This window comes from Isoptericola haloaureus (assembly GCF_036689775.1).
Taxonomy (GTDB): domain Bacteria; phylum Actinomycetota; class Actinomycetes; order Actinomycetales; family Cellulomonadaceae; genus Isoptericola; species Isoptericola haloaureus.
In genome coordinates, this window is the sequence record NZ_JBAGLP010000120.1 from 198,298 (window position 1) to 219,581 (window position 21,284).

Here is a 21,284-nt window from a genome sequence, read left to right on the forward strand (position 1 = left end):
CAGCGCGTGCCGGAATGCGACCACGAGGGTCTCGGTTGCCCGGGGAATGCGAGCAATCACCTACGCGAAGTACGGAAGCGCCGACGTCCTGGAGCTCACCGAGCAGCCCGACCCCCACCCCGGCGCGGACGCCGTCGTCGTCCGCGTGAAGGCGGCCTCGGTCAACCCCGTGGACTGGAAGGTGCGCGAGGGCTACCTCGACGGGCTGCTCGACGCCCAGTTCCCGGTGGTGCCGGGATGGGACGTCGCCGGCGTCGTCGAGCAGGTCGGCCTGGACACCCCCGAGTACGCGGTGGGCGACGAGGTCTACGGCTACGTCCGCAAGGACTGGGTCCACGGCGGCACGTTCGCCGAGCTGGTCTCCGCTCCGGTGCGGACGCTGGCCCCCAAGCCGTCGACGCTGTCCTTCGAGGAGGCGGCCGCGGTGCCCCTGACCGGCCTGACGGCCCTGCAGTCGATCCGCCGCGCCGATGTCCGCGCGGGACAGACCGTGCTGGTGCACGCCGCGGCCGGCGGCGTCGGGTCGTTCGCCGTCCAGATCGCGAAGGCCCGCGGTGCGCGGGTGATCGGCACCGCGAGCGAGGGCAACCACGACTTCCTGCGGTCGCTCGGTGCCGAGCCCGTGACGTACGGCGACGGCCTGGCCGACCGCGTCCGGGCCCTGGCGCCCGAGGGCGTCGACGTGGCCCTGGACTACGTCGGCGGCGACGCCGTGGCGGTCAGCGCGGACGTGCTCGCCCCCGGCGGCACGATCGCCTCGATCGCGGACCCGGCGGCACGCGACGAGCACGGCGGTCAGTACGTGTGGGTGCGCCCCTCGACGGAGGACCTGGCCGAGCTCGGCGCCCTGATCGACGAGGGCACCGTCGGCGTCGAGGTCGCCGAGGTCTACGACCTGGCGGACGCCGCCGCGGCGCACCGGGCCAGCGAGACCGGCCACGTGCGCGGCAAGATCGTCGTGCGGGTCTGACGCCCGCTCCGGCGCACACCGTCGGCCCCGTCCCCCGGGGACAGCACGATGCGGGCCGCGCCGCGACTCAGGTCGCGGCGCGCCCGTGCCGCCAGTAGCCGGCGAAGTGCACGTGCGACTTGGGCACGCCCCGGTCGTTGACCAGGTGACGTCGGGTCCCGGTCGCCAGGCCGGACTCCCCGACGACGAAGGCGTACACCGAGCCGGCCGGGAACCGGGCCCCGCGCACGACCTCGAGCGCCGCCTGCCCGGGCACCGCCGCAGGGTCGGCCCGGTCCCGCTCCACCCACAGCAGGTCCACGCCGTCGGGCACCCGCACGTCCTGCCGGTCGTCGGCCGTCGGGACCTCGACGATCGCCAGACCCCGCGCGTCCGCGGGCAGCGTCTCGCCGATACCGGCGACGGCGGGCAGCCCGGTCTCGTCGGCGACGAGCAGCGTCCAGTCCGCGTCCTCGGGCGGGTCGTACCCGCAGCCCTGGTCGAGCATCCCGACGGTGTCGCCGGGACGCGCCGTGGCGGCGAAGGTCGTCGCCGGACCGCTGTGCTCGTCCGGGGTGCCGTCGTCGGACAGACCGTGCAGCACGAAGTCGACGTCGATCTCCGACAGCTCGGGCCGTGCGGCCCGGATCGTGTAGCTGCGCACCCACGGCCGGCGCGAGCGCGGCGTGGCGAGGTACTGCGCGTACCAGCCGAGGCTCGAGGTGCGGGTGGGCAGCTTCATCGCGTCCTGGCCGGGACGCGGCAGGAACATCCGGAACCACTGGTCGGCGCCCAGGCAGGTGAGACGGCTCATCTGCTCCCCGCCGAGGGTCACCCGGACGAGGTGCGGCGAGATCTGCTGGGTGGCCACGACCTCGGCCACGAGCACGTGCGGTTCGACGGGCCGGCGCCCGGGGTTGCTGCTCATCGCGACCTAGGTTAGGCGAACCTCACTCGCCGTGGCCAGCCCCGTCCGCCCGCCGGAACCCCCACACTGGACGGGTGCAGCGCTCCCCCGCTCCTCGCGGCTTCTTCGCCCCGGCCCGCGGCGTCGCGGTGACCGTGTGCCTCGTCGTGGCGCTGGGCGCCTGCGGCCCGGACGCCGATCCCGAGGGCGCCGCAGCAGGCGCCACGGGCGAGCCCGCGCCACCGGCGACCGCGTCCCCCACCACGGACCCGACGACTGCGATGCCCGGCACCTCGACGCCGCCGGCACCGTCCGCTGCCGGGCAGCATCTCCGCGTCGCGGCGGGCGACGTCGTCGTGGACCTCGCCGGCGACTGGCCCGAGGGCTCCGCCCCACGAGTCGCGGGCACGGAGACGTCCCGGACCGTGTCGACCGGGACCGGCACGCTCCCGCTGACGTTCTCCCTCGACGACGGCGGGTTCGTCCGGCACGCGGACGGGAGCGTCAGCGTGCTCGACGCCGACGGCGGGACCCCGGTCGGAGGGCTGACACGGCCGGACGGCCCCGCCACGTTCCGGGACGTCGACCCGCAGCACCTGGAGCTCGTGAGCACCACGGGCGCTGCAGGCGCTGCGAGCGCCGACGACGGGACGTCCGGGGACGGCCGCGCGACCCCCGGCGACGGTGCACGCGAGGAAGTGGTCACGACCCTCGGCACCGCGGGCGTCGCCGCCGCTTCCTGGGGCGAACGGGAGGGCGGCCGGTCGCTGGCCGTCGACGCGACGGACTGGGCCCGCTCGGCCGGGACCGCGGGCGTCGAGCTCGTGTGGGCGGAGCTGGCGGCCGCCCACCCGGAGGTCGACACGCCGACGATGCGCGACCAGCTCGTCTGCCACGCCCTGGGCGCCCCCGACAAGGCGACGTGGAACCTCGAGCCGTGGCGCCCCGACGTCGGTCTGGTCGCGGTGCTCGCGGCGCGCTGCAACCCCACCGACGAGGGCTGAGCCGGCGGCCGGCACGAGCGGACAGCAGCGGCCCTGCGCCACCCCTCCTGACCGGGGAACGAGCAGCGCGTCGACACATCCACTATCGAACATCTGTTCTATTTCTGGTAGTCTACCTGGCATGACGCAGATGTCGGACCAGTCGTGGGGAGCATCACCCGACCAGATGCTCGCCGCGCTCCGACGCGCGACGCAGAGGGCCGTGGCGAGCCTCGATGCCGTCGGCTCTGCGGACGAGCACCCGGCAGATCTGGACGCGACGCTCGACGCGGTCGAGGCGGTGCAGGCCGCCGTCAACACGCTCGAGGGGCTGCGGGCGGTGCTGGCCGACCGGCTCCGACGTCAGGCGGACTACTCCCCCGGCTCGCTCGTCGACACCGAGGACGCGATCGCCCGGAGGGCCGACGCCGGACGGCAGCGGGAGCTCGCACTGCGCGCCGTCACGGCCGACCTCGCCACGTCCCTGCACGTCGGCGACGGCGCCGCACGGCGGCTCCTGGACCACTCCACGACGCTGACCACGGTCGCACCACGCACGGTGCGCGCCGTCGTGGACGGCACGGTCTCCTGGCCGAAGGCCGAGATCCTCGCGCGCGAGATCGACGACCTCGACCCCGCCGAGGCGGAGCACGTCGAGGCCCGCGTGCTCCCGGTCGCCGCCACGTCGACGCCGGCTCAGCTCCGGTCACGGGCTCGCCGCGCCCGGGAGGAGGCCCACCCGGTCCCCGCCGACGTGCGCCACGCCGACGCCACCTCACGTCGCGAGGTCTGGCTCGACCCCGGGCGCGACGGCATGGCCTGGCTCACCGCGCACCTGCCGGCGCCGTTCGCCCACGCCGTCCACGACCGGCTGACCAGCACCGCGACTCGCCTCCGCGCGGAAGGCGACGACCGCAGCACGGGACAGCTGCGCGCCGACGTCCTGGCCGACCTGCTGCTCGACGACGGCACGCTCGATCGCGGCGCGCTCGACAGCAGCGCGCACGGTGCCGACGACCTGGCCCGGTCCGTCGGGGCGCCGCTCCCCGCGGCGCCGTCCTCGCCGTCCGGCCCCCTGGGTCCCCCGGTGCGCCCCGTCGGCGCACTCGCCCCGATCGCCCGCGCGATCCGGCCGCGGGTCCACCTCACCGTCCCGGTCCTGTCGTTGCTGGGCGTCGGCGACGCCCCGGCCAGCCTCGACGGCCGCACTCCCGTCGACGCCGAGACCGCCCGTGCGCTGTGTGCGCACGCCCCGTCGTTCCGGCGCATCCTCACCGACCCCGAGACCGGCGCGGTGCTGTCCGTCGGCCGCTCCACATACCAGGCGCCCGCCGACCTCAAGGCGATGCTCGCCGAGCGGGACGCCACCTGCCGGTTCCCCGGCTGCGTCCGTCCGGTGTCGGGCACCGATCTCGACCACACCGTGGCCTGGGCCGACGGTGGAACGACCGATGCCGACAACCTCGCCCACCTGTGCCGTCACCACCACGTGCTCAAGCACCAGACACGGTGGCGGGTCCGCCAGCTCGGCGCGGGACGGCTGCGATGGACCTCACCGACCGGTCGCGTCTACGACACCGATCCGCCCCCGCCGGAGACCACGCGGCACCGCGCACCGCCGACTCCACCGGTCGCACCGCCGACGCCCCTGCCACGGGGGACGTCCCGAGCACTGGTGGTGCCATCGGAAGCGCACGAGACCGCCGACCTGGGCCCGCCTCCGTTCTGACGGGCCGACGGGCGGCCACACCTCACCAGCGCTGACGGACGTCCTCGACCCACCCCTCGAGACCGTCGACGAGGAGGCGTCCGCCGCCGTCGGTGACCACGGACCCCGACCAGCGGCCGAAGCACTGGTCGGTCGCCGAGGCGAGGACGCCGAGGTTCGTCCGCGCGACCCGGTCGTGCCACGGGGTGAACGTCAGGTCGACCCGGTCCCCGATCACCTGCCACGGCGCCATGTGGTCGGTCTCGTCGAAGGTCCAGTCGAGCTCGCCGTGGAGCTTGTGCAGCCGGCCGTCCACGAACACGCCGTTCTCGGTCGTGGGTCCCTGCAGCGTCCACGTGCCGCCGAGCTGCAGGCCCACGCCGTCCCGGAAGCCGACGCCCCACTGCCAGCGCACCGCGTACGGCCAGCGGCCCCGGCCGTGGTCGAGCACCGCCCACGCCCCGGCGCCGGCCCCGCCGCCGACCGGGTGCTCGACCCCGTCCACTCGCAGCATCCCGCGCACCGGCCGACCGACGTCCTTGACGGTGTACTGGAACCGCCGCTCCGACCACGGCACCACGACCCCCAGGACCTCGTGCCCGGCCGGGCGGTCCACGAGGACGTCGAGGCCGACGCGCGGCGTCCGGGCGCGCAGCCGGGTCGCCGTCCCGTCCCGGGACTCGTCCACGGCGACCGCGACCCGCCGCGTCCGCGAGCGCACAGGCCCCGTCCCGAGGGACGCGGGCAGGGACGCGGACCGGTTCAGCGGTGCGATCACGACCTCGTCCAGCTCTCCCCCGGTGGCCCGGTCCAGCACGTACACCTCGTGCAGCGCGGCGTAGTCGAGGGCCGAGGTGGTCACGCCGACGACGTGCGTCGGCGTCACGAGCGCCCAGTACTCCCACCGCTTGTCCCGGCCGCGCCCCCGCAGCCCCCGGCCGATCCCGGAGGTGTCGTGCAGCGGCGTGCGCGTCCAGCCGACGGCCCCCGGGTTCAACGACCCGTCCGGGCGGCACAGCGCGACGGTGCGCGTGATCTCGTCCTCGGTCACGGCGCGAGCCTAGCCGGACCGCCCACCCGTGTCCCCGAGACCCGGCACCCGCGCCAGCACCTCGGCCTCCTCCGCCGCGGTCAGCCCCGTCACCGGGGCGTCCGGGTCCGCACGCCAGCGGTCGAGCACGTCGGCGGCGGTCTCCTCCACCGGGCGCACCGACAGCCCCGCCGCGAGCGCCGGGCCCGGATCGTGCGCGAGCATCCCGTCGTAGGCCGGGCGCGGCAGCCACAGCGGCAGCGACCTCGGCCCGGCCCAGGGCCGCACGTCGAGCGCGGACAACCGTTCGTCGTCGACCCACCGCCACCGCGGGACGGCCCCGCACCCGCGGGCGACGGCGGCCAGCAGGTCCGCGATCGGGACGGTGTGACCGACGGCGTCGTACACACCCGCGGTCCGCCGCTCGGCGAGGTCGAGGACCCAGGCGGCGAGGTCGCGCACGTCGACCACCTGGACGATGGCCGACGGGTCGCCCGGCGCCAGGACGTCCGCGGCGGCGGCCTCGTCCGGACCGGCGTCCAGCACCCGCTGCATCCGCGCGGGCCAGTAGCTGAACCGCCCGGACGGGTCGCCGGGTCCGACGACGAGCCCGGGCCGCACGACGGCGGCGCTCGCGCAGCCGTCCAGCACCAGGCGCTCGCAGGCCACCTTCATCGCGCCGTACGCGTCGGCGTGGGCCGCGAGGTCGACGTCGTCCGGCTCGGGGTCGACCAGCCGCCCGACACCGGGGCCGCCGGGATCGGCAGGATCGGCGTAGACGCTGATCGTCGAGACCAGCACCCGGTGCGCGTCGGGCCAGGCCTCGACAGCCCGCCGCACGTGCGACGGGGTCCGTGCGACGTCGACGACGGCGTCGAACCGCTCGGCGGCGAGGCCGGCGGGCAGCGGCTCGGCGCGGTCGTGGACGACCTGCCGCACGCCGCCGGGCACGGTGCCGGACCGTCCGCGGTGCACGGCGACAACCTCGTGGCCCCGGGCGACGCCGAGGGCGGCGACGGCGCGCGAGAGGAACACCGTGCCGCCGAGGACGAGCAGCCTCACGAGACCTGCTCCGGCGCCGTCCGGGTGTCCCCGATGCCGACCATGCTGACCAGACCCCCCGCGACGAGCAGCGCCGCGGTCACCAGGAGCGCCCGGTGGAACGACTCGACGTCCAGCACGCCGCCGAGGATGACGCCCGCGAACGCGATCACGACGAGCCCGGCGACCCGGGAGACGGCGTTGTTGACCGCCGAGGCGATCCCGGCGTCCGTCGCCGGCACCGCACCGAGGATCGCGGCGGTCAGGGGGGCCACCGTGATCGACAGCCCGAGGCCGAACACGAGGATGCCGGGCAGCACCTGCGTGAGGTACGTCGCCTGCTCGTCCATCGTCAGCATCAGCAGGAAACCGCACCCGGCCACGACGGGGCCGACGGTCATGAACCAGCGGGCGCCGTACCGTCCGGCCAGCGTGCCGAACCGGGTCGACAGCGCCAGCATCGCGAACGTCGTCGGCAGCTGGGCGACCCCGGCGGCGGTGGCCGAGTACCCGGCGACCTGCTGGAGGAAGATCGTCAGGACGAACCCGCCGAACGCCAGCGCCCCGTACACGGCGAAGGTCGCCACGTTCCCCCACGCGAAGGTCCGCGCCCGGAAGAGGCGCAGCGGGAGCATCGGGTCGGGTGCCCGCCGCTCGACGACGACGAACGCGGCCAGCAGCACGGCGCCGCCGACGACGACCGGCCACCACTCCTCGATGAGGCCCAGCACGGCGGCGGCCAGCCCCAGCGCGGCGAGGAGCGCCCCGGGGACGTCGATGCGGCGTCGGATCGTGACCTCGGCCTCGGGCACGCGGCGCAGCAGCAGCAGCGTGATCACCACGACGGGCACGTTGATCCAGAACACCCAGCGCCAGGAGATGAGGTCGACCAGCCCCCCGCCGACGAACGGTCCGACGATCATCGCCGTGCCGGTCCAGGCCGTCCAGCGGCCGATCGCGCGGCCTTGCTCCGGCCCGTCGAACGTCGAGATGATCAGCGCCAGCGAGCTCGGGACCAGCAGGGCGCCCGCGACCCCCTGCAGCAGCCGGGCGACGACCAGCACCGGTCCGGTGGGCGCCAGCGCGCACAGCACGGAGGCGACGGCGAACCCGACCAGCCCCCACAGCAGCACCCGGCGGCGGCCGTGCACGTCGGACAGCGACCCGGCCAGCAGGATGAAGGACCCGAGGGTCACCAGGTAGCCGTCGACCACCCACTGCTGCAGCGTCAGGCCGGCCTCGCCCGGGCCGCCGAGCTCGTCGGCGATCGCGGGCAGGGCGACGTTGACGACCGTCCCGTCGAGGAACGAGACGAACGAGGCGAGGATGGCGACGATCAGCACGCGCCGCTGAACCGCGGTGTCCACAGCGTCACGCTACGCCCGCGCGGATATCGTCGTGGCGTGGACCTCGACATCCGCCGCATCCCGTTCGACGACGCGGCCGCGTCCCAGCGGCTCCAGCACGAGGCGTTCGGCGGCGCCGCGTCCGCGCCGACGGCCGACGCGTGGCCCCCGGCCGGCTCCCGGCCGTGGGGCGCCTGGCTCGACGGCGAGCTCGCGGCCCGGGCGACGGTGCGCTCGTTCACCTCGTGGTTCCACGGCGCCCGGGTGCCGACGGCGGGGCTGGGAGGCGTCACGGTGGCGGCCGAGCACCGCGGTGCCGGGCTGCTGCGTCCGCTGATGGACGCCACGCTGGCCGACGCCCGCGACCGCGGGGCGACGGTGTCGACCCTGTACCCGTCCGCGGCGGGGATCTACCGCGGCCTGGGCTACGAGATCGTGGGCTCCTACGACGAGGTCGTGGTCCCGTTGTCGGTCCTCGCGGGGCTGCGCCGGCCGGCGGGTGTCCTCACGCGCCGCGCGCGAGCGGCGGACGTCCCGGCGGTCCGCGCGGTGTACGAACGATGGGCGGCCGCCCAGAACGGTCCGTTGACCCGGTCCGAGGCACCGTTCGCCATGGAGGCCGACGAGATGGTCGGGCCGGACGCCGACTACACGGGAGTCAGCCTCGCCGTCGACGCGTCCGACGGCACCGTCCTGGGGTTCGTGAGCTGGACGCGCGCGACCGGCCACGACCGCACGACCGACCTCGAGGTCGACGACCTCGTGGCGCTCACCCCGGACGCCGCCCGGGCGCTGTGGTTCGTGCTCGGGTCCTTCGCCACCGTCGTGGGGGCGGCCCGCGTCTCGACGTCGGGCGCCTGGTCCGGGGCGGACGTCGGCCGGCTCGTGCTGCCGGACCACGCCGCCACGACGACGTCCCGGCCGTACATGCTGCGGCTGCTGGACGTCCCCGGGGCGCTGGGGTCGGCCCGGCTCGCCCCGTGGACGGTGCAGGTGCCCTTCGCGGTCCGCGACCCACGCACCCCGGACCTGGAGGGGTCGTGGCTGCTGCGGGTGCACGACGGCGCCGCGGAGGTCGTCGCGGACGCCGGGCCCGCCGGGTCCGCGTCGGACCGCCCGACGTTCACCGCCGGCGGTCTGGCCCAGTCGTACGCGGGGTCCCAGTCGTGCGCGAACCTGCGGCTGGCCGGGCACCTGGACGGGCCGACGGAGCACGACGCCGTCTGGGACGCGCTGTGGACCGGCAGACCGGTGCACGTGCGCGACTACTTCTGACCTGCGCGAGCAGACCCTCGCTCAGCAGGAGGCGGAGACGTCCTTGCGGTAGCCCAGGGCCCAGCAGAGCACGCCGACGTCCTGCCGGATCCCGTCGATCGAGCTGCGCAACCCGCTGAGCTCGCGACGCAGCGCGTCGACGTCCGCGACCGACGGCGGCTCGGGGCCGGCGGACAGGTCGTTGCGCACCGTGGCCAGGTCGTTGCGCACGGTGCCGAGGCTGTCCTGCAGGTTCGTCTCGAGGCTGTCGATGCCGTTGGAGACCTCCAGCAGGCGCGTCTGCAGGTCGTCCATGCCGTCGATGCCCTCCTGCGGCATCCCGGTCCACGCCTCCACGCCGTCGACCCGCCCCGACAGCGCGTCGACGGTGGCCGTGTCGGGCGCCTCGTCGACGGCGACGCGCAGCCGGGCGGCCTCGGCCTCGGCGATCTCGGTGCGCTGCACCGCGGCCTCGACCTCGCCGGCGAGCTTGCGGTTCGCCGACCAGAGCATCGCCACCCCCAGGGTGGCCACCAGGGCCAGCACGAGCGCCGCGGCGATCAGCGCCGTCTGGACCCGCGTCGCCGTCCAGACGGGCGTCGTCGGGCCGGGCCGGGCGGGCCGCGGTGCAGGCTGCGGTGCGGGCTCTGCGGGCAGGAGCGTCGCGACGGAGGTCATGGCACCGCTGCTCGGCTCGACGCGGCGGCGCGCGATCCGCCGGCCGCCGTCGGGGCGGGGCGAAGCTCCCGGCGGGTACGTCATCGCTCTCCTTCGCCCGACAGCACGGTCCTGACCTCATCGTCGCCGGTCACCCCCGCCCGCACAAGAGACCGGGCGAAACCGCAGGCGAGAACGGTGCAGGATCACCCGCCCGGCGCGCGCCCGGGGTCGGTACGGTCACGGTCCGGGGTCGGTACGGTGGCGGGAGGGACGCCGCCGACCGGGAGGAGAGCACGTGCCGGGCTTTCGCGAGAGACTCCGCGACCTGCCGATGTTCCCCGACGGCCTGCCCGACGGGCAGATCTCCGACCCGGACGCGGTGCCGCCCACCCCGCACGACCTGTTCACCGCGTGGTTCGACGACGCCGTGGCGGCGGGGGCCTACGCCCCGCACGCCATGACGCTGTCCACGGCCGGCGGCGGCGCCGTCGTGGACGCGCGCACCGTGCTGCTGACGGACCTCGACGCCGGAGGCTGGTGGTTCGCCGGTCACGCCACCAGCCCGAAGGGCCGCCACCTCGCGGAGAACCCGCACGCCGCGCTGACCTTCCTGTGGCGCGAGATCGGACGGCAGGTCCGCGTGACGGGCACCGTGTCCTCGCACCCGGACGTCGGCGTCGAGGACTTCCGGCGCCGCTCCGACGTGTCGCGGGCGACGGGGCTGGTCGACCACCAGAGCGAGGTGCTCGACGACCTGGCCGAGCACCGGGAGGCGTGGGCCGAGGCGCTGCAGGAGGTGCGGGCGGACCCGCGGCGCGTCCCGTCCACGTGGACGGCCTGGCGGCTGTCCCCGTTCTCGGTCGAGTTCTGGCAGACCGGTGCCGGGACCGGTCAGACGCGCCTGCGCTACCGCCGGGGCACCGGGCCGACGGCATGGACCACGGAGCTGCTCTGGCCCTGAGTCGTGCCCTCACGACGGGCCGACGGCGTGACCTGCGTGGGCGCTCGGCGGGCGATGTGACCTGCGTCACTCCAGGTCAGAGCGCCTGTGACGTTGCTCTCATTCTTTGTGACAGTTTTCACCAACGTCTTAGCATGGCCCGGTGACTTCGCGCGAAACCTCCCCCCGCCAGCAGCCCGCGGACGCCGTCGACGTCGTCCTCGTCGGCGGCGGCGTCATGAGCGCCACCCTCGGCACGCTGATCCAGCAGCTCGAGCCGACGTGGTCGATCCGGATCATCGAACGACTCGACGACGTGGCGCTGGAGTCGTCCAACCCGTGGAACAACGCGGGGACCGGGCACGCCGCGCTGTGCGAGCTCAACTACACGCCGGAGAGGGCCGACGGCTCGGTCGACATCACCAAGGCGGTGGCGATCAACGAGCAGTTCGAGACCTCGCGCGAGCTGTGGCAGCACCTGCTCGCCACCGGTCAGCTCGCCGACGAGTCGTTCGTCCACCGCACGCCGCACATGACCTTCGTGCGGGGCGCCGAGAACGTGGAGTTCCTGCGCCGCCGGTACGAGACCATGACGGCGCACCCGCTGTTCCGGGACATGGAGTTCTCCACCGACCGCGCCGAGATCTCGCGCTGGACCCCGCTGCTCACGGCCGGCCGGGACGCCGACGAGCCGATCGCCGCGACCCGCTCGGTCGCCGGCACCGACGTGGACTTCGGCAACCTGACCCGCCAGCTCGTCGACAACCTCGTGCGCCACGGCGCCGAGCTGCAGCTGCAGCACGAGGTCACCTCCCTGAAGCGGACCAAGGACCGCCGCTGGCGGCTCAAGGTCAAGGACCGTTCCTGGAACGCCCCGCGCCGCACCTCCACGGTCACCGCGCGCTTCGTCTTCGTCGGCGCCGGCGGCGGGGCGCTCCCGCTGCTCCAGGCGTCGGGCATCCCCGAGATCAAGGGCTTCGGCGGCTTCCCCATCTCCGGGGAGTTCCTGCGCACCGACAACCCCGAGGTCGTCGCGCAGCACCAGGCCAAGGTCTACGGCAAGGCCGACGTCGGCGCCCCGCCGATGTCGGTGCCGCACCTCGACACCCGCGTCGTCGACGGCAAGAGCTACCTGATGTTCGGCCCCTACGCCGGGTTCAGCCCCAAGTACCTCAAGAAGGGCAAGTACCTGGGTCTGATCACCTCGCTGCGCGCCGACAACATCACCTCGATGCTGGGCGCCGGGCTGAAGAACATGGACCTGACCCAGTACCTGCTCGGCCAGCTCGCGGCGGCGCCGGAGTCGAAGTTCCACACGCTGCAGCAGTTCATGCCCCGGGCCCACCCCAAGGACTGGGAGAAGATCACCGCGGGCCAGCGCGTGCAGGTCATCAAGCGCGACGCCGACGGCAAGGGCGTGCTCCAGTTCGGCACCGAGGTCGTCACGGCCGGGGACGGTTCCATCGCCGGACTGCTCGGCGCCTCCCCCGGCGCGTCCACCGCGGTCTCCGCGATGGTCGACGTGCTCGGGCGCTGCTTCCCGCAGGAGTTCCCGGCCTGGCGCGAGCAGCTCGCCGCGATGATGCCCAGCCTGGACGGCGTGCCGGCCGACGCCCGCGAGATCGACACGACGGCCAGCGCGGCCGACGAGCCCGCGGCCACCCTGCCGGAGCCGGTCGACGGCGTGCTGCCGGCCAGCGTCTACGAGTCGCAGGCCGACTCGCGGTCCTGACCCGGCCCGCCGGAGAGGCCACGACGACCGACGGCCCGGTGCTCCCCCCGCGGGGAGCACCGGGCCGTCGGCGTCCGGCCGCCGGTCACAGCGACTGGATGATCCTCTCGATCTGGTCCTTGGCGTCCCCGAAGATCATCGCGGTGTTCTCGCGGAAGAACAGCGGGTTCTGCACGCCGGCGTAGCCGGTGGCCATCGACCGCTTGAAGACGACGACGTCGCGCGCCTGCCACACCTCGAGCACGGGCATGCCGGCGATCGGCGAGCCCGGGTCCTCCTGGGCGGCCGGGTTGACGGTGTCGTTGGCGCCGATGACGAGCACCACGTCCGTCTCGGTGAAGTCCCCGTTGATCTCCTCCATGCCGAGCACGACGTCGTAGGGGACCTTCGCCTCGGCCAGCAGCACGTTCATGTGGCCCGGCAGCCGGCCCGCCACCGGGTGCACGCCGAACCGGACGTCCACCCCACGGTCCCGCAGCTTCTCGGTCAGGTCGGCCACCGGGTACTGGGCCTTGGCCACCGCCATGCCGTACCCGGGCACGATGATCACCGAGCGGGAGCGGGCGAGCTGCTCGGCGACGTCGGCCGCGTAGGTCTCCCGGTGCTCGCCGTCGACCCCGGCCGACGCCGGGGTGCCCGGCTCGGCGCCGAAGCCGCCGAGGATGACCGAGACGAAGGAGCGGTTCATCGCCTGGCACATGATGTACGACAGGATCGCGCCGGAGGAGCCGACCAGGGCACCGGTGATGATGAGCAGGTCGTTGCCCAGCATGAAGCCGGCCGCGGCCGCTGCCCACCCCGAGTACGAGTTGAGCATCGAGACCACGACGGGCATGTCGCCGCCGCCGATGGACGCCACGAGGTGCCAGCCGAGCGCCAGCGCGACGACGGTCATGAGCACGAGCGCGGTCAGCGCGGCGCCGTCGGCACCGGCGCCGGCCGCCGCGATGAACCAGGCCAGCAGCCCGGCCGCGGACACCACCATGGCGAGGTTCAGCCAGTGCCGCCCCGGCAGCATCAAGGGAGCCGACTTGATCCGCGCGGAGAGCTTGAGGTTGGCGACGATCGACCCCGTGAAGGTCACCGCACCGATGAGCACGCCGAGGAACACCTCGACCAGGTGGACCGTGTCCGACTGCGGCTCGGTCAGGTAGGAGCCGTAGCCCACGAGCACCGCCGCGAGCCCGACGAACGAGTGCAGCAGCGCGATGAGCTCGGGCATCTGGGTCATCTCGACCCGACGGACCCGCCAGGTGCCGACGGCAGCGCCGACGACGAAGACCAGCAGGATCAGGCCGGCCGTGACCTGCCAGGGGCGCTCGGAGCTCTCCAGGGCGAGGGCGACCGTGGCGACCAGGGCGAGGGCCATGCCGACCATGCCGAGGACGTTGCCGCGGCGCGCCGACTCCTGCTTGGACAGTCCCGCGAGCGAGAGGATGAACAGCACGCCGGCGACGACGTAGGTGGCCTGGACGGCCGAGAGCACGGTCATCGGGCCACCTCCCCGGTCGGCGCGGTCACGTGCGGCGTGGGCGCTCCCTTGCGGAACATGCGGATCATGCGGTTCGCGACCAGGAAGCCGCCGAACACGTTGATGCTCGCCACGGCGGCCGCCACGACGGCCAGCCCCGTCACGAGCCAGTCGTCGACGCCGATCTGGAGCAGCGCACCGACGAGGATGATGCCGCTGATGGCGTTGGTCTGGGCCATCAGCGGCGTGTGCAGGGCGTGCGTCACCGCCGAGATGACGTAGAAACCGACGACGACCGCGAGGGCGAACACGGTGAAGTGACCGACGGCGTCCGGCGGCGAGGCGGCGATCGCCAGACCCCCGACCGCGGCGCCCAGCCCGGCCAGGACGGTCCGGCGACGCGACCGGAGACGGCGCTGCTCGGCGAGCTCCTCCGGGCTCGGCCCGGCGGCCGTCTCCGGCTCCGCGGCGGCCGGCGGCGCCGACGGCGCGGCCGAGACCTGGACCGGTGGCGGCGGCCAGAGCACCTCGCCCTCGCGGCAGACGGTCATGCCGCGCACGACGACGTCGTCGAGGTCGACCACGAGCTGCCCGTCCTTGCCGGGCGTCATCAGGGTCAGCAGGTTGACGACGTTGGTACCGAGCAGCTGCGAGGTGTGCTGCGGCATCCGTCCGGGCAGGTCGGTGTAGCCCAGGACGATCACGCCGTTGTCGCTGACGACGCGCTCCCCCGGCACCGTGAGCTCGCAGTTGCCGCCGCCCGGGGCGGCCAGGTCGACGATCACCGACCCGGGCTTCATGGCGGCGACCATCTCCGCGGTGATGGTGGTCGGGGCCGTGCCCCGCACCAGCGCCGTCGTGACGACGACGTCGGCGCCCGCGGACTCGGCCGCGTACATCGCCCGGGTCGCCGCCTCCTGGTCGGCCGTCAGCTCGCGGGCGTACCCGTCGCTGCTGACCTCCTGCGCGCTGCCCTCGGCCTGGACGAACGTCGCCCCGAGGGACTCGATCTGCTCGCCCACCTCGGGGCGGACGTCGAACGCCCGCACCTTGGCCCCCAGGGAGGAGGCCGTGCCGATCGCGGCCAGGCCGGCGACGCCGGCGCCGATGACGAACACGGTCGCGGGCGGCGTCGTGCCGGCCGCGGTCACCTGGCCGGTGAACATGCCGCCGAACTCCTCGGCCGCCTCGATGACGGACCGGTAGCCCGCCACGTTCGACTGCGCTGAGAGCACGTCGAGCGCCTGGGCCCGCGAGATGCGCGGGACGGCGTCGAGCGCGAGCGCGGTCACGTGCCGCGCGGCGAGCGCCTCGACGAGCTCGGGGTGCATCGCCGGGGCGAGCTGGGAGACGAGCACGGCACCGGGACGCAGCAGGTCCAGCTCGGGCGGGGACGGCGCGTTGACACACGTGACGACGTCGGACGCCCAGACCTCCTCCCGGCCGGCGACCCGCGCCCCGGACTCGACGTAGGCCCGCGTGGGCATGGCCGCCTGGTCGCCGGCACCGTGCTCGACGAGCACGTCGTAGCCGAGCGCGGTCAGGCGCTGGACGGTCGCGGGGGTGGCGGCGACGAGCCGTTCACCGTCGCGCGACTCCCGGGGGACACCGATCTGCACGAGGCTCGAACCTCCCTTGGTCGAGGACACCTGCAACCTACCGGGTCTGAGGCCTGACCACTAGCACCGGTCACGCAGCGAGACGGAGGTCACGTGCCGGACGCGGTCGGCACGTGTCAGTCGGCGTCCAGCGTGCGCCCGGCGTGCGCCAGCAGCTCGCGCAGCACCACGGGGTCCAGGTCGTCCAGCCGGGCGAACGCGATGCTCGCCGCTCCGGTCGTCGCCCGACCCAGCCGGTCCGCGTACGCCCGCGTCAGGTAGTCGCCGTCGTCGACCGCGTTCACGTACAGGCTCAGGTGCCGCTTCTGCCGGGCGAGGCCGATCAGGAACCACTCGACGCCCGGACCGCGCGGGCGCGGCTGCACGACGTCCCCGTAGCCGATGATCGTCTGCTCGGTGCCGCCCCAGAAGACCCCGCGCCACAGCGCCCGGGAGATGCGGGGCAGCACCTCGCGCACGACGGCGTCGGTCCGGACCACGTCCGGGTCGACGCCGTCGCCCGCGAGGTAGGCGTCCACGTCCTGCGTGGTCCGCTCCACGCGCTCAGTCCTGCTTGGGGCCGACCCACACCTGCTGGGCGTTGACGAACTCGCGGATGCCGTGCGGGCCGAGCTCGCGGCCGTAGCCGGACCGCTTGACGCCGCCGCTGGGCAGCCGCGGGTCCGTCTTGACGATGCCGTTGACGGCGACCTGGCCGGCCTCGATCCGGCGGGCCATCGCCACGCCGCGCTCCGCCGTCGACCACACGCTCGCCGCGAGGCCGTACTCGGTGCGGTTCGCGATCGCGAGGGCCTCCTCGGCGTCGGCCGCCTCCATGACGACCATCACCGGGCCGAACGTCTCCTCGCGGCACGCGGTCATGCCCTCGACGACGTCCGCCAGCATCGTGACGGGGTAGAACCAGCCGTCCCCCGCGGGCAGCTCGCCGCCGAGCACCAGCCGCGCCCCGGCGTCCACCGTCTCGCTGACCTGGCGGTGGAGCTCCGTGCGCAGGTCCTCGCGCGCGATCGGTCCGACGTCGGTGGTCTCCTCGGCGGGGTCCCCGACGGTCAGCCGCGCGAGGCGCTCGCGCAGCTTCTCGACCATCTGGGGGTAGACCGCGCTCTCGACGATGATGCGCTTGGCCGCGATGCAGGACTGCCCGGCGTTGATGATCCGGGACAGCGCGACCGTGTCCGCGGCGGTGTCGAGGTCGGCGTCGGCCAGGACCAGGCAGGGGTCCGACCCGCCGAGCTCGAGCACGGTGGGCTTGATCTCGGACGCCGCGGCGCTCGCCACCGCCGACCCGCCGCGGGCCGACCCGGTGAAGGAGACGGCGTGCACCCGCGGGTCGCGGATGACGGCCTCGACCTGCGGCGTCTCGAGCGGCAGGTGCTGGAAGACGCCCTCCGGCGCCCCGACCCGGGTGAACACGTCCGCGATGGCCGCCGCGCAGCCCGGCACGTGCGGGTCGTGCTTCATCAGGCACGTGTTGCCGGCCATCAGCGCCGGCGCGGCGAACCGGGACCACAGCCAGAACGGTGCGTTCCAGGGCAGCACGCCCAGCACCGTGCCGAGCGGGAGGTGCTGCACATAGCTCGTGGCGGCGTCCGAGGCGAGCACCTCGTCGGCCAGGTAGTCGGCACCGTGGTCGGCGTAGTGGTCGAAGCACAGGGCGGCCTTGGCGACCTCCCCGCGCGCCTCCCCGATCGGCTTGCCCATCTCCTCGGTCATCAGGGGGGCGAGCTCGTCGACGTGCTCGCGCAGGTGGGCGGCGACGGCGTGCAGCACCTCGGCACGCTCGGCGAAGGACCGGTCCCCCCAGCCCGGCGCGGCAGCGGCCGCGGCCGCGAGGATCTCCTCCACGCGCTCGGGTCCGGCCGGCTCGACCTCGCGGATGACCTTGCCCGTGCTCGGGTCGGTCGCAGTGAGCATCGACACTCCTCTCAGGCGACTTCGGGACGGATCGGGGTGGCCTGGCCGTGGCCCTCGGACGGTTCCTCGCCGGACTCGGCGTCGCGGACCCCGGCACGGGCGCCGGCCTCGGGCTTGACCGTGAAGTCCTCGTCCAGGGTGAAGAACGACTCGCAGCCCCGCGCGGTGACGTGGACCGTGTCCGAGATGCCGACGGTCTTGTCCCCGTCGACACCCCACATCCACGGGATGATGTGGAACGTCATGCCCTCGCGCAGGATGGTGGGGTTGCCCTGGTTGAGGCTGGCGATGTAGCCCTCGTCCCAGCTCGGTGGGAACGCGATGCCGATGGAGTACCCCGACCGCGTGATCAGCCGCGCACCGACGTGGTTGTCCGTGATGATGCTGCGCACGATGTTGTCCGCGTCGGAGACCGTGATCCCCGGCCGGATGGCCTTCTTGACCTCGGCGAGCGCCGTCTTCATCCGGTGCTGGGCCGCCGCCATCGACGGCGACAGGTCGTCCAGCACGGCGGTGCGCATCATGGCCGTGTGGTAGCGCCGGAAGCAGCCGCCCACCTCGAGGAAGACGTGCTCGCCCGGCTGGACGACCCGGCCCTCCCAGGTGGCGTGGCCGATCATCGAGCGCGGCCCGGAGGTGACGTACGGCATCACGGCCGGGAACTCGCCCCCGGCGCGGAACATCGCGGCGCTGATCTCGGCCGCGATGTCGTTCTCGGTCACGCCCGGCGCGCACGCCTCCAGCCCGGCCTGCATGCCGACCTCGGTCGCGCGGGCGGCCCGGCGCATGATCTCGATCTCGGCCGGCGACTTGGTGACCCGGCCCTCCTCGACGATCCCGAAGCAGTCCAGGAGGCGCCCCTCGGTCAGCGAGGTGTGGATGTAGTCCTGGTGATAAGCCGGGAAATAGTAGCTGTTGCGCTCGTAACCGATGTCCTTGGTGTGGAGCCCGAATTCGCGCAGCGACTGCACGAGACTCTGAATGGCGTCCCCGGTGTCCGGATAGGGCCGGGTGAGCTCGACCCAGGTGCGCGCATAGACGTTCGACTCCTCCATGCTGCGGGTGATCATGAAGGGTTCCTCGGTCAACGGAACCACGAGCGCCTGGAAGAACGAATACCCGGTCGTCTGATAATCGGTCAGATACATCAGATTCTCGGGATCGGTGATCACCACGGCGTCGAGGAGCCGATCGGCCATCCGTCGACGGAGATCGTCGAGCCGGCGCTCGTACTCCTCGAACGGGAACGTCATGTCGTCGCGCTGCTTCACACCGGCCTCCAGATGGTCGGACGTCGTTACGTCAGGTGGTGCTGCGGACGGCCGAGGCGAGGATGTCGAGACCCTCGCCCAGGTCCTCGTCCGGGATCGTCAACGGCGGGATGAGCTTGAGGACCCGGCCCCCGGTCCCGCACGGACCGATGAGCAGACCGTCGTCGAAGCACTTCTTCGCGATGGCCTTGGCCAGGGCTCCGTCGCCGAGGTCGAGGCCCTGCATCATGCCGCGGCCGCGGACCTCGAAGCGTCCGTCCGAGCCCGCGGCGAGGTCGTCCAGGACCGCCGTCATGGTCTCGCGCTTGGCCGCGACCTGGTTCATCAGCTCGTCGTCGTCGAAGTACTCCAGCGCGACCCTGCCCGCCACGAAGGACAGCCCCTGCCCGCGGAAGGTCCCGGTGTGCTCACCGGGCGACCAGTGGGCGTCCAGCTCGGGCTTGTTGAGGTTCATGGCGATCGGCGTCCCGTAGCCGCCGAGGCCCTTCGCCAGCGTGATGATGTCCGGGTCGAGCCCCATGCCGTCGAAGCTGAAGTAGTTGCCGGTCCGTCCGCAGCCGGTCTGGATGTCGTCCACGATGAACAGGGCGCCCACGTCGTGGGCGAGGCGCTGCACCTCGCGCAACCACTCCGCGCTCGCCACGTGCACGCCGCCCTCGGCCTGGATCGTCTCGACGACGAAGGCCGCCGGCGGGAGCAGACCGCTGGAGGAGTCCTCCAGCAGCGCCCGGTAGTCCGCCAGCTGCTGGACGCCGCCGCCCGGAGCCGTCTCGAACGGCAGCCGCACGACGTTCTCCAGCGGGACGCCCGCGGCGGCGCGGAAGTAGTCGTTCGCGGTCAGGGCCAGCGACCCGAGCGTCATCCCGTGGAACCCGTTGCTGAACGCCACGACGTCGCGGCGTCCGGTCACGCGCCGGGCGAGCTTGAGCGCGGCCTCGACGGCGTTGGTGCCCGTCGGTCCCATGAACTGCATCTTCATGGTCATGTCGCGCGGTTCGAGCACCGTGGCGGCGAACTTCTCGATGAAGTCCCGCTTCGTCGTCGTCGCCGTGTCCAGGCTGTGCGCGACGCCGTCGGCCTCGAGGAATTCGATCATCGCGCGCTTCATGCGCGGGTTGTTGTGCCCGAAGTTGAGCACGCCGGCGCCCGCGAAGAAATCGAGATAACTCCGTCCCGATTCGTCCACCTGACGGGCATTGGATGCCGAAGCAAAAACGGTCGGGTATGCCCGGCTGTAACCCCGGATCTCAGATTCCCACTTCTCGAACGCCTCCATGGACCATATGTACGCGCCCCCCTCAGGGGGTGTCAAGCGGAACGGAGACGGCCACGTAACGGCTCTGTTTCCGCCAGATTCGGGGGGTCGGCGGCCCCCGGACGCCGGGCCCGCGCCGGGGGGTGGGAGGGGCGGCGCGAGGGGCCCGTGCGGGGGCCCGGCGGGGGCCGGGCGGGGGCCCGGCGGGGACCCCGCAGGGACCCTTCAGGGGGTCCCCGCGAGGTGCGCCGGACGCGGTACCGGAACCCGGTCGCTGCGCCACCGCGCCACCGCGCCACCGCGGCGTCGCACCGTCGCGCCGGCAGCACGACGAAGGCCGGCCCACCGTGCGGTGGACCGGCCTTCGTCTGGAAGTGGAGCTGAGGGGACTCGAACCCCTGACCCTCTGCATGCCATGCAGATGCGCTACCAGCTGCGCCACAGCCCCGTGAACCCGACCCGAAGGTCTGATTCGTGGAGTTCTGAGGGGGCTTGCCCCCTCGAGAACGTCGTTATCTTAGGCAGACTTCGGCTCAGGTTCCAAATCCGCGTGCGGGCCCGCCTGCCAGCGGTCCAGCGGGTAGCCGGCACCCACGTTGTGGGCCACGAGCCGCCACCCCGGGACCGCTCCGGGAGCGGATCGGTGCAGGTGGGACCAGTGCACGTTGTGCATGCCGGAGATCCCGCGCCACGCCGTGGCGTCCAGCTCGAGCAGCCCGGTGATGGCCAACGAGATCGCCGCGCCGTGGGAGACGACGACGAGACACTCGTCACCCTCGAGGCCCTCGGCGTGCTCGCGGACCGCCCCGGCCGTCCGCTCGGCGACCTCGACCTTCGTCTCGGCGCCGACGCCCCGGGGCTCGCCGCCACGGCGCCACTCGGCGTGCTCGTCCGGCCAGCGCTCGGCGATCTCGTCCGCGGTCAGCCCCTCCCAGCGGCCGAACGACCGCTCGCGCAGGCGAGGGTCGGTCTCCACCGGCACGCCGACCAGCTCGGCGTAGGCCGCGGCGGTGTCCGCCGCACGCCCGAGGTCGGAGGAGACGATCCGGGTGGCGCGGTGGGAGGTCACCAGCGCGGCCGCGCCCTGGGCGGCCTGCCACCGGCCCACCTCGTCGAGAGGGATGTCGACCTGGCCCTGCAGCCGCATCGAGGCGTTGTAGGAGGTCCGTCCGTGCCGCAGCAGGACGACGGTGCGCGCGGTCAC

General features: G+C 73.7%; 18 protein-coding genes and 1 tRNA gene. 6 read left to right on the forward strand and 13 right to left on the reverse strand.

Annotation, left to right across the window (positions count from 1 at the left end):
- Positions 1-46 precede the first annotated feature (46 nt).
- Entirely contained in the window at positions 47-970 is a 924-nt protein-coding gene (locus V5O49_RS16260; RefSeq protein ID WP_332903137.1) for an NADP-dependent oxidoreductase, read from the forward strand.
- A 67-nt stretch (positions 971-1,037) separates the two neighbouring features.
- Here V5O49_RS16260 and V5O49_RS16265 read toward each other — a convergent pair whose 3' ends face one another.
- The gene (locus V5O49_RS16265; protein WP_332903138.1) at positions 1,038-1,877 is read right to left on the reverse strand and encodes a siderophore-interacting protein; all 840 of its coding nucleotides are present in this window, start codon (positions 1,875-1,877) and stop codon (positions 1,038-1,040) included.
- Positions 1,878-1,951: 74 nt separating this feature from the next.
- On the opposite strand from V5O49_RS16265, the gene V5O49_RS16270 reads away from it, so the two are divergent.
- Both V5O49_RS16270 and V5O49_RS16275 read left to right on the forward strand, forming a co-directional pair.
- The gene (locus V5O49_RS16270) at positions 1,952-2,860 is read left to right on the forward strand and encodes a DUF2599 domain-containing protein (protein WP_332903139.1); all 909 of its coding nucleotides are present in this window, start codon (positions 1,952-1,954) and stop codon (positions 2,858-2,860) included.
- 121 nt (positions 2,861-2,981) lie between these two features.
- A complete protein-coding gene (locus tag V5O49_RS16275; protein WP_332903140.1) occupies positions 2,982-4,568 on the forward strand; it encodes an HNH endonuclease signature motif containing protein in 1,587 nt (528 codons plus the stop codon).
- A 22-nt stretch (positions 4,569-4,590) separates the two neighbouring features.
- On the opposite strand, the gene V5O49_RS16280 is transcribed toward V5O49_RS16275, so the two are convergent.
- The 3 genes from V5O49_RS16280 to V5O49_RS16290 are packed head-to-tail and all read right to left on the reverse strand — an operon-like array spanning position 4,591 to position 7,985.
- Entirely contained in the window at positions 4,591-5,598 is a 1,008-nt protein-coding gene (locus tag V5O49_RS16280) for a DUF2804 domain-containing protein (RefSeq protein WP_332903141.1), read from the reverse strand.
- A 9-nt stretch (positions 5,599-5,607) separates the two neighbouring features.
- A complete protein-coding gene (locus tag V5O49_RS16285; RefSeq protein ID WP_332903142.1) occupies positions 5,608-6,639 on the reverse strand; it encodes an NAD-dependent epimerase/dehydratase family protein in 1,032 nt (343 codons plus the stop codon).
- Complete coding sequence (locus tag V5O49_RS16290; RefSeq protein WP_332903143.1) at positions 6,636-7,985, reverse strand: MFS transporter; 1,350 nt, start codon at positions 7,983-7,985, stop codon at positions 6,636-6,638. Before V5O49_RS16290 ends, V5O49_RS16285 begins: the two co-directional genes overlap by 4 nt.
- 36 nt (positions 7,986-8,021) lie before the next feature.
- Between V5O49_RS16290 and V5O49_RS16295 the strand changes: the two genes are divergently transcribed.
- Entirely contained in the window at positions 8,022-9,239 is a 1,218-nt protein-coding gene (locus tag V5O49_RS16295) for a GNAT family N-acetyltransferase (RefSeq protein WP_332903144.1), read from the forward strand.
- A gap of 21 nt (positions 9,240-9,260) precedes the next feature.
- Here the strand turns inward: V5O49_RS16295 and V5O49_RS16300 are convergent, their stop codons facing one another.
- Positions 9,261-9,980: a hypothetical protein gene (locus tag V5O49_RS16300; protein WP_332903145.1), complete on the reverse strand. Its 720-nt coding sequence runs from the start codon at positions 9,978-9,980 to the stop codon at positions 9,261-9,263.
- A 193-nt stretch (positions 9,981-10,173) separates the two neighbouring features.
- On the opposite strand from V5O49_RS16300, the gene V5O49_RS16305 reads away from it, so the two are divergent.
- Positions 10,174-10,839 carry a pyridoxine/pyridoxamine 5'-phosphate oxidase gene (locus V5O49_RS16305; RefSeq protein ID WP_332903146.1) on the forward strand — a complete coding sequence of 222 codons (666 nt, stop codon included), beginning with the start codon at positions 10,174-10,176 and terminating at the stop codon, positions 10,837-10,839.
- Between the two features lie 142 nt (positions 10,840-10,981).
- A complete protein-coding gene (gene mqo, locus V5O49_RS16310; protein ID WP_332903147.1) occupies positions 10,982-12,550 on the forward strand; it encodes a malate dehydrogenase (quinone) in 1,569 nt (522 codons plus the stop codon).
- Positions 12,551-12,635: 85 nt separating this feature from the next.
- On the opposite strand, the gene pntB is transcribed toward mqo, so the two are convergent.
- The 8 genes from pntB to V5O49_RS16350 all read right to left on the reverse strand — a co-directional run bounded on the left by pntB (position 12,636) and on the right by V5O49_RS16350 (position 21,284).
- The gene (gene pntB / locus V5O49_RS16315; RefSeq protein ID WP_332903148.1) at positions 12,636-14,042 is read right to left on the reverse strand and encodes a Re/Si-specific NAD(P)(+) transhydrogenase subunit beta; all 1,407 of its coding nucleotides are present in this window, start codon (positions 14,040-14,042) and stop codon (positions 12,636-12,638) included.
- Positions 14,039-15,640 (reverse strand): Re/Si-specific NAD(P)(+) transhydrogenase subunit alpha, encoded by a 1,602-nt coding sequence (locus V5O49_RS16320; RefSeq protein WP_332903149.1) that lies wholly within the window; start codon positions 15,638-15,640, stop codon positions 14,039-14,041. Before V5O49_RS16320 ends, pntB begins: the two co-directional genes overlap by 4 nt.
- Positions 15,641-15,756: 116 nt before the next feature.
- Entirely contained in the window at positions 15,757-16,179 is a 423-nt protein-coding gene (locus V5O49_RS16325) for a hypothetical protein (protein WP_332903150.1), read from the reverse strand.
- 4 nt (positions 16,180-16,183) lie between these two features.
- Positions 16,184-17,554 (reverse strand): aldehyde dehydrogenase family protein, encoded by a 1,371-nt coding sequence (locus V5O49_RS16330; RefSeq protein ID WP_332903151.1) that lies wholly within the window; start codon positions 17,552-17,554, stop codon positions 16,184-16,186.
- A gap of 11 nt (positions 17,555-17,565) precedes the next feature.
- Positions 17,566-18,825: an ectoine hydrolase gene (gene doeA, locus V5O49_RS16335; protein WP_278234867.1), complete on the reverse strand. Its 1,260-nt coding sequence runs from the start codon at positions 18,823-18,825 to the stop codon at positions 17,566-17,568.
- A gap of 31 nt (positions 18,826-18,856) precedes the next feature.
- Positions 18,857-20,101 (reverse strand): aspartate aminotransferase family protein, encoded by a 1,245-nt coding sequence (locus tag V5O49_RS16340; RefSeq protein ID WP_332903152.1) that lies wholly within the window; start codon positions 20,099-20,101, stop codon positions 18,857-18,859.
- A 354-nt stretch (positions 20,102-20,455) separates the two neighbouring features.
- Positions 20,456-20,528, reverse strand: a tRNA-Ala gene (locus tag V5O49_RS16345).
- A 69-nt stretch (positions 20,529-20,597) separates the two neighbouring features.
- Entirely contained in the window at positions 20,598-21,284 is a 687-nt protein-coding gene (locus V5O49_RS16350) for a histidine phosphatase family protein (RefSeq protein WP_278234869.1), read from the reverse strand.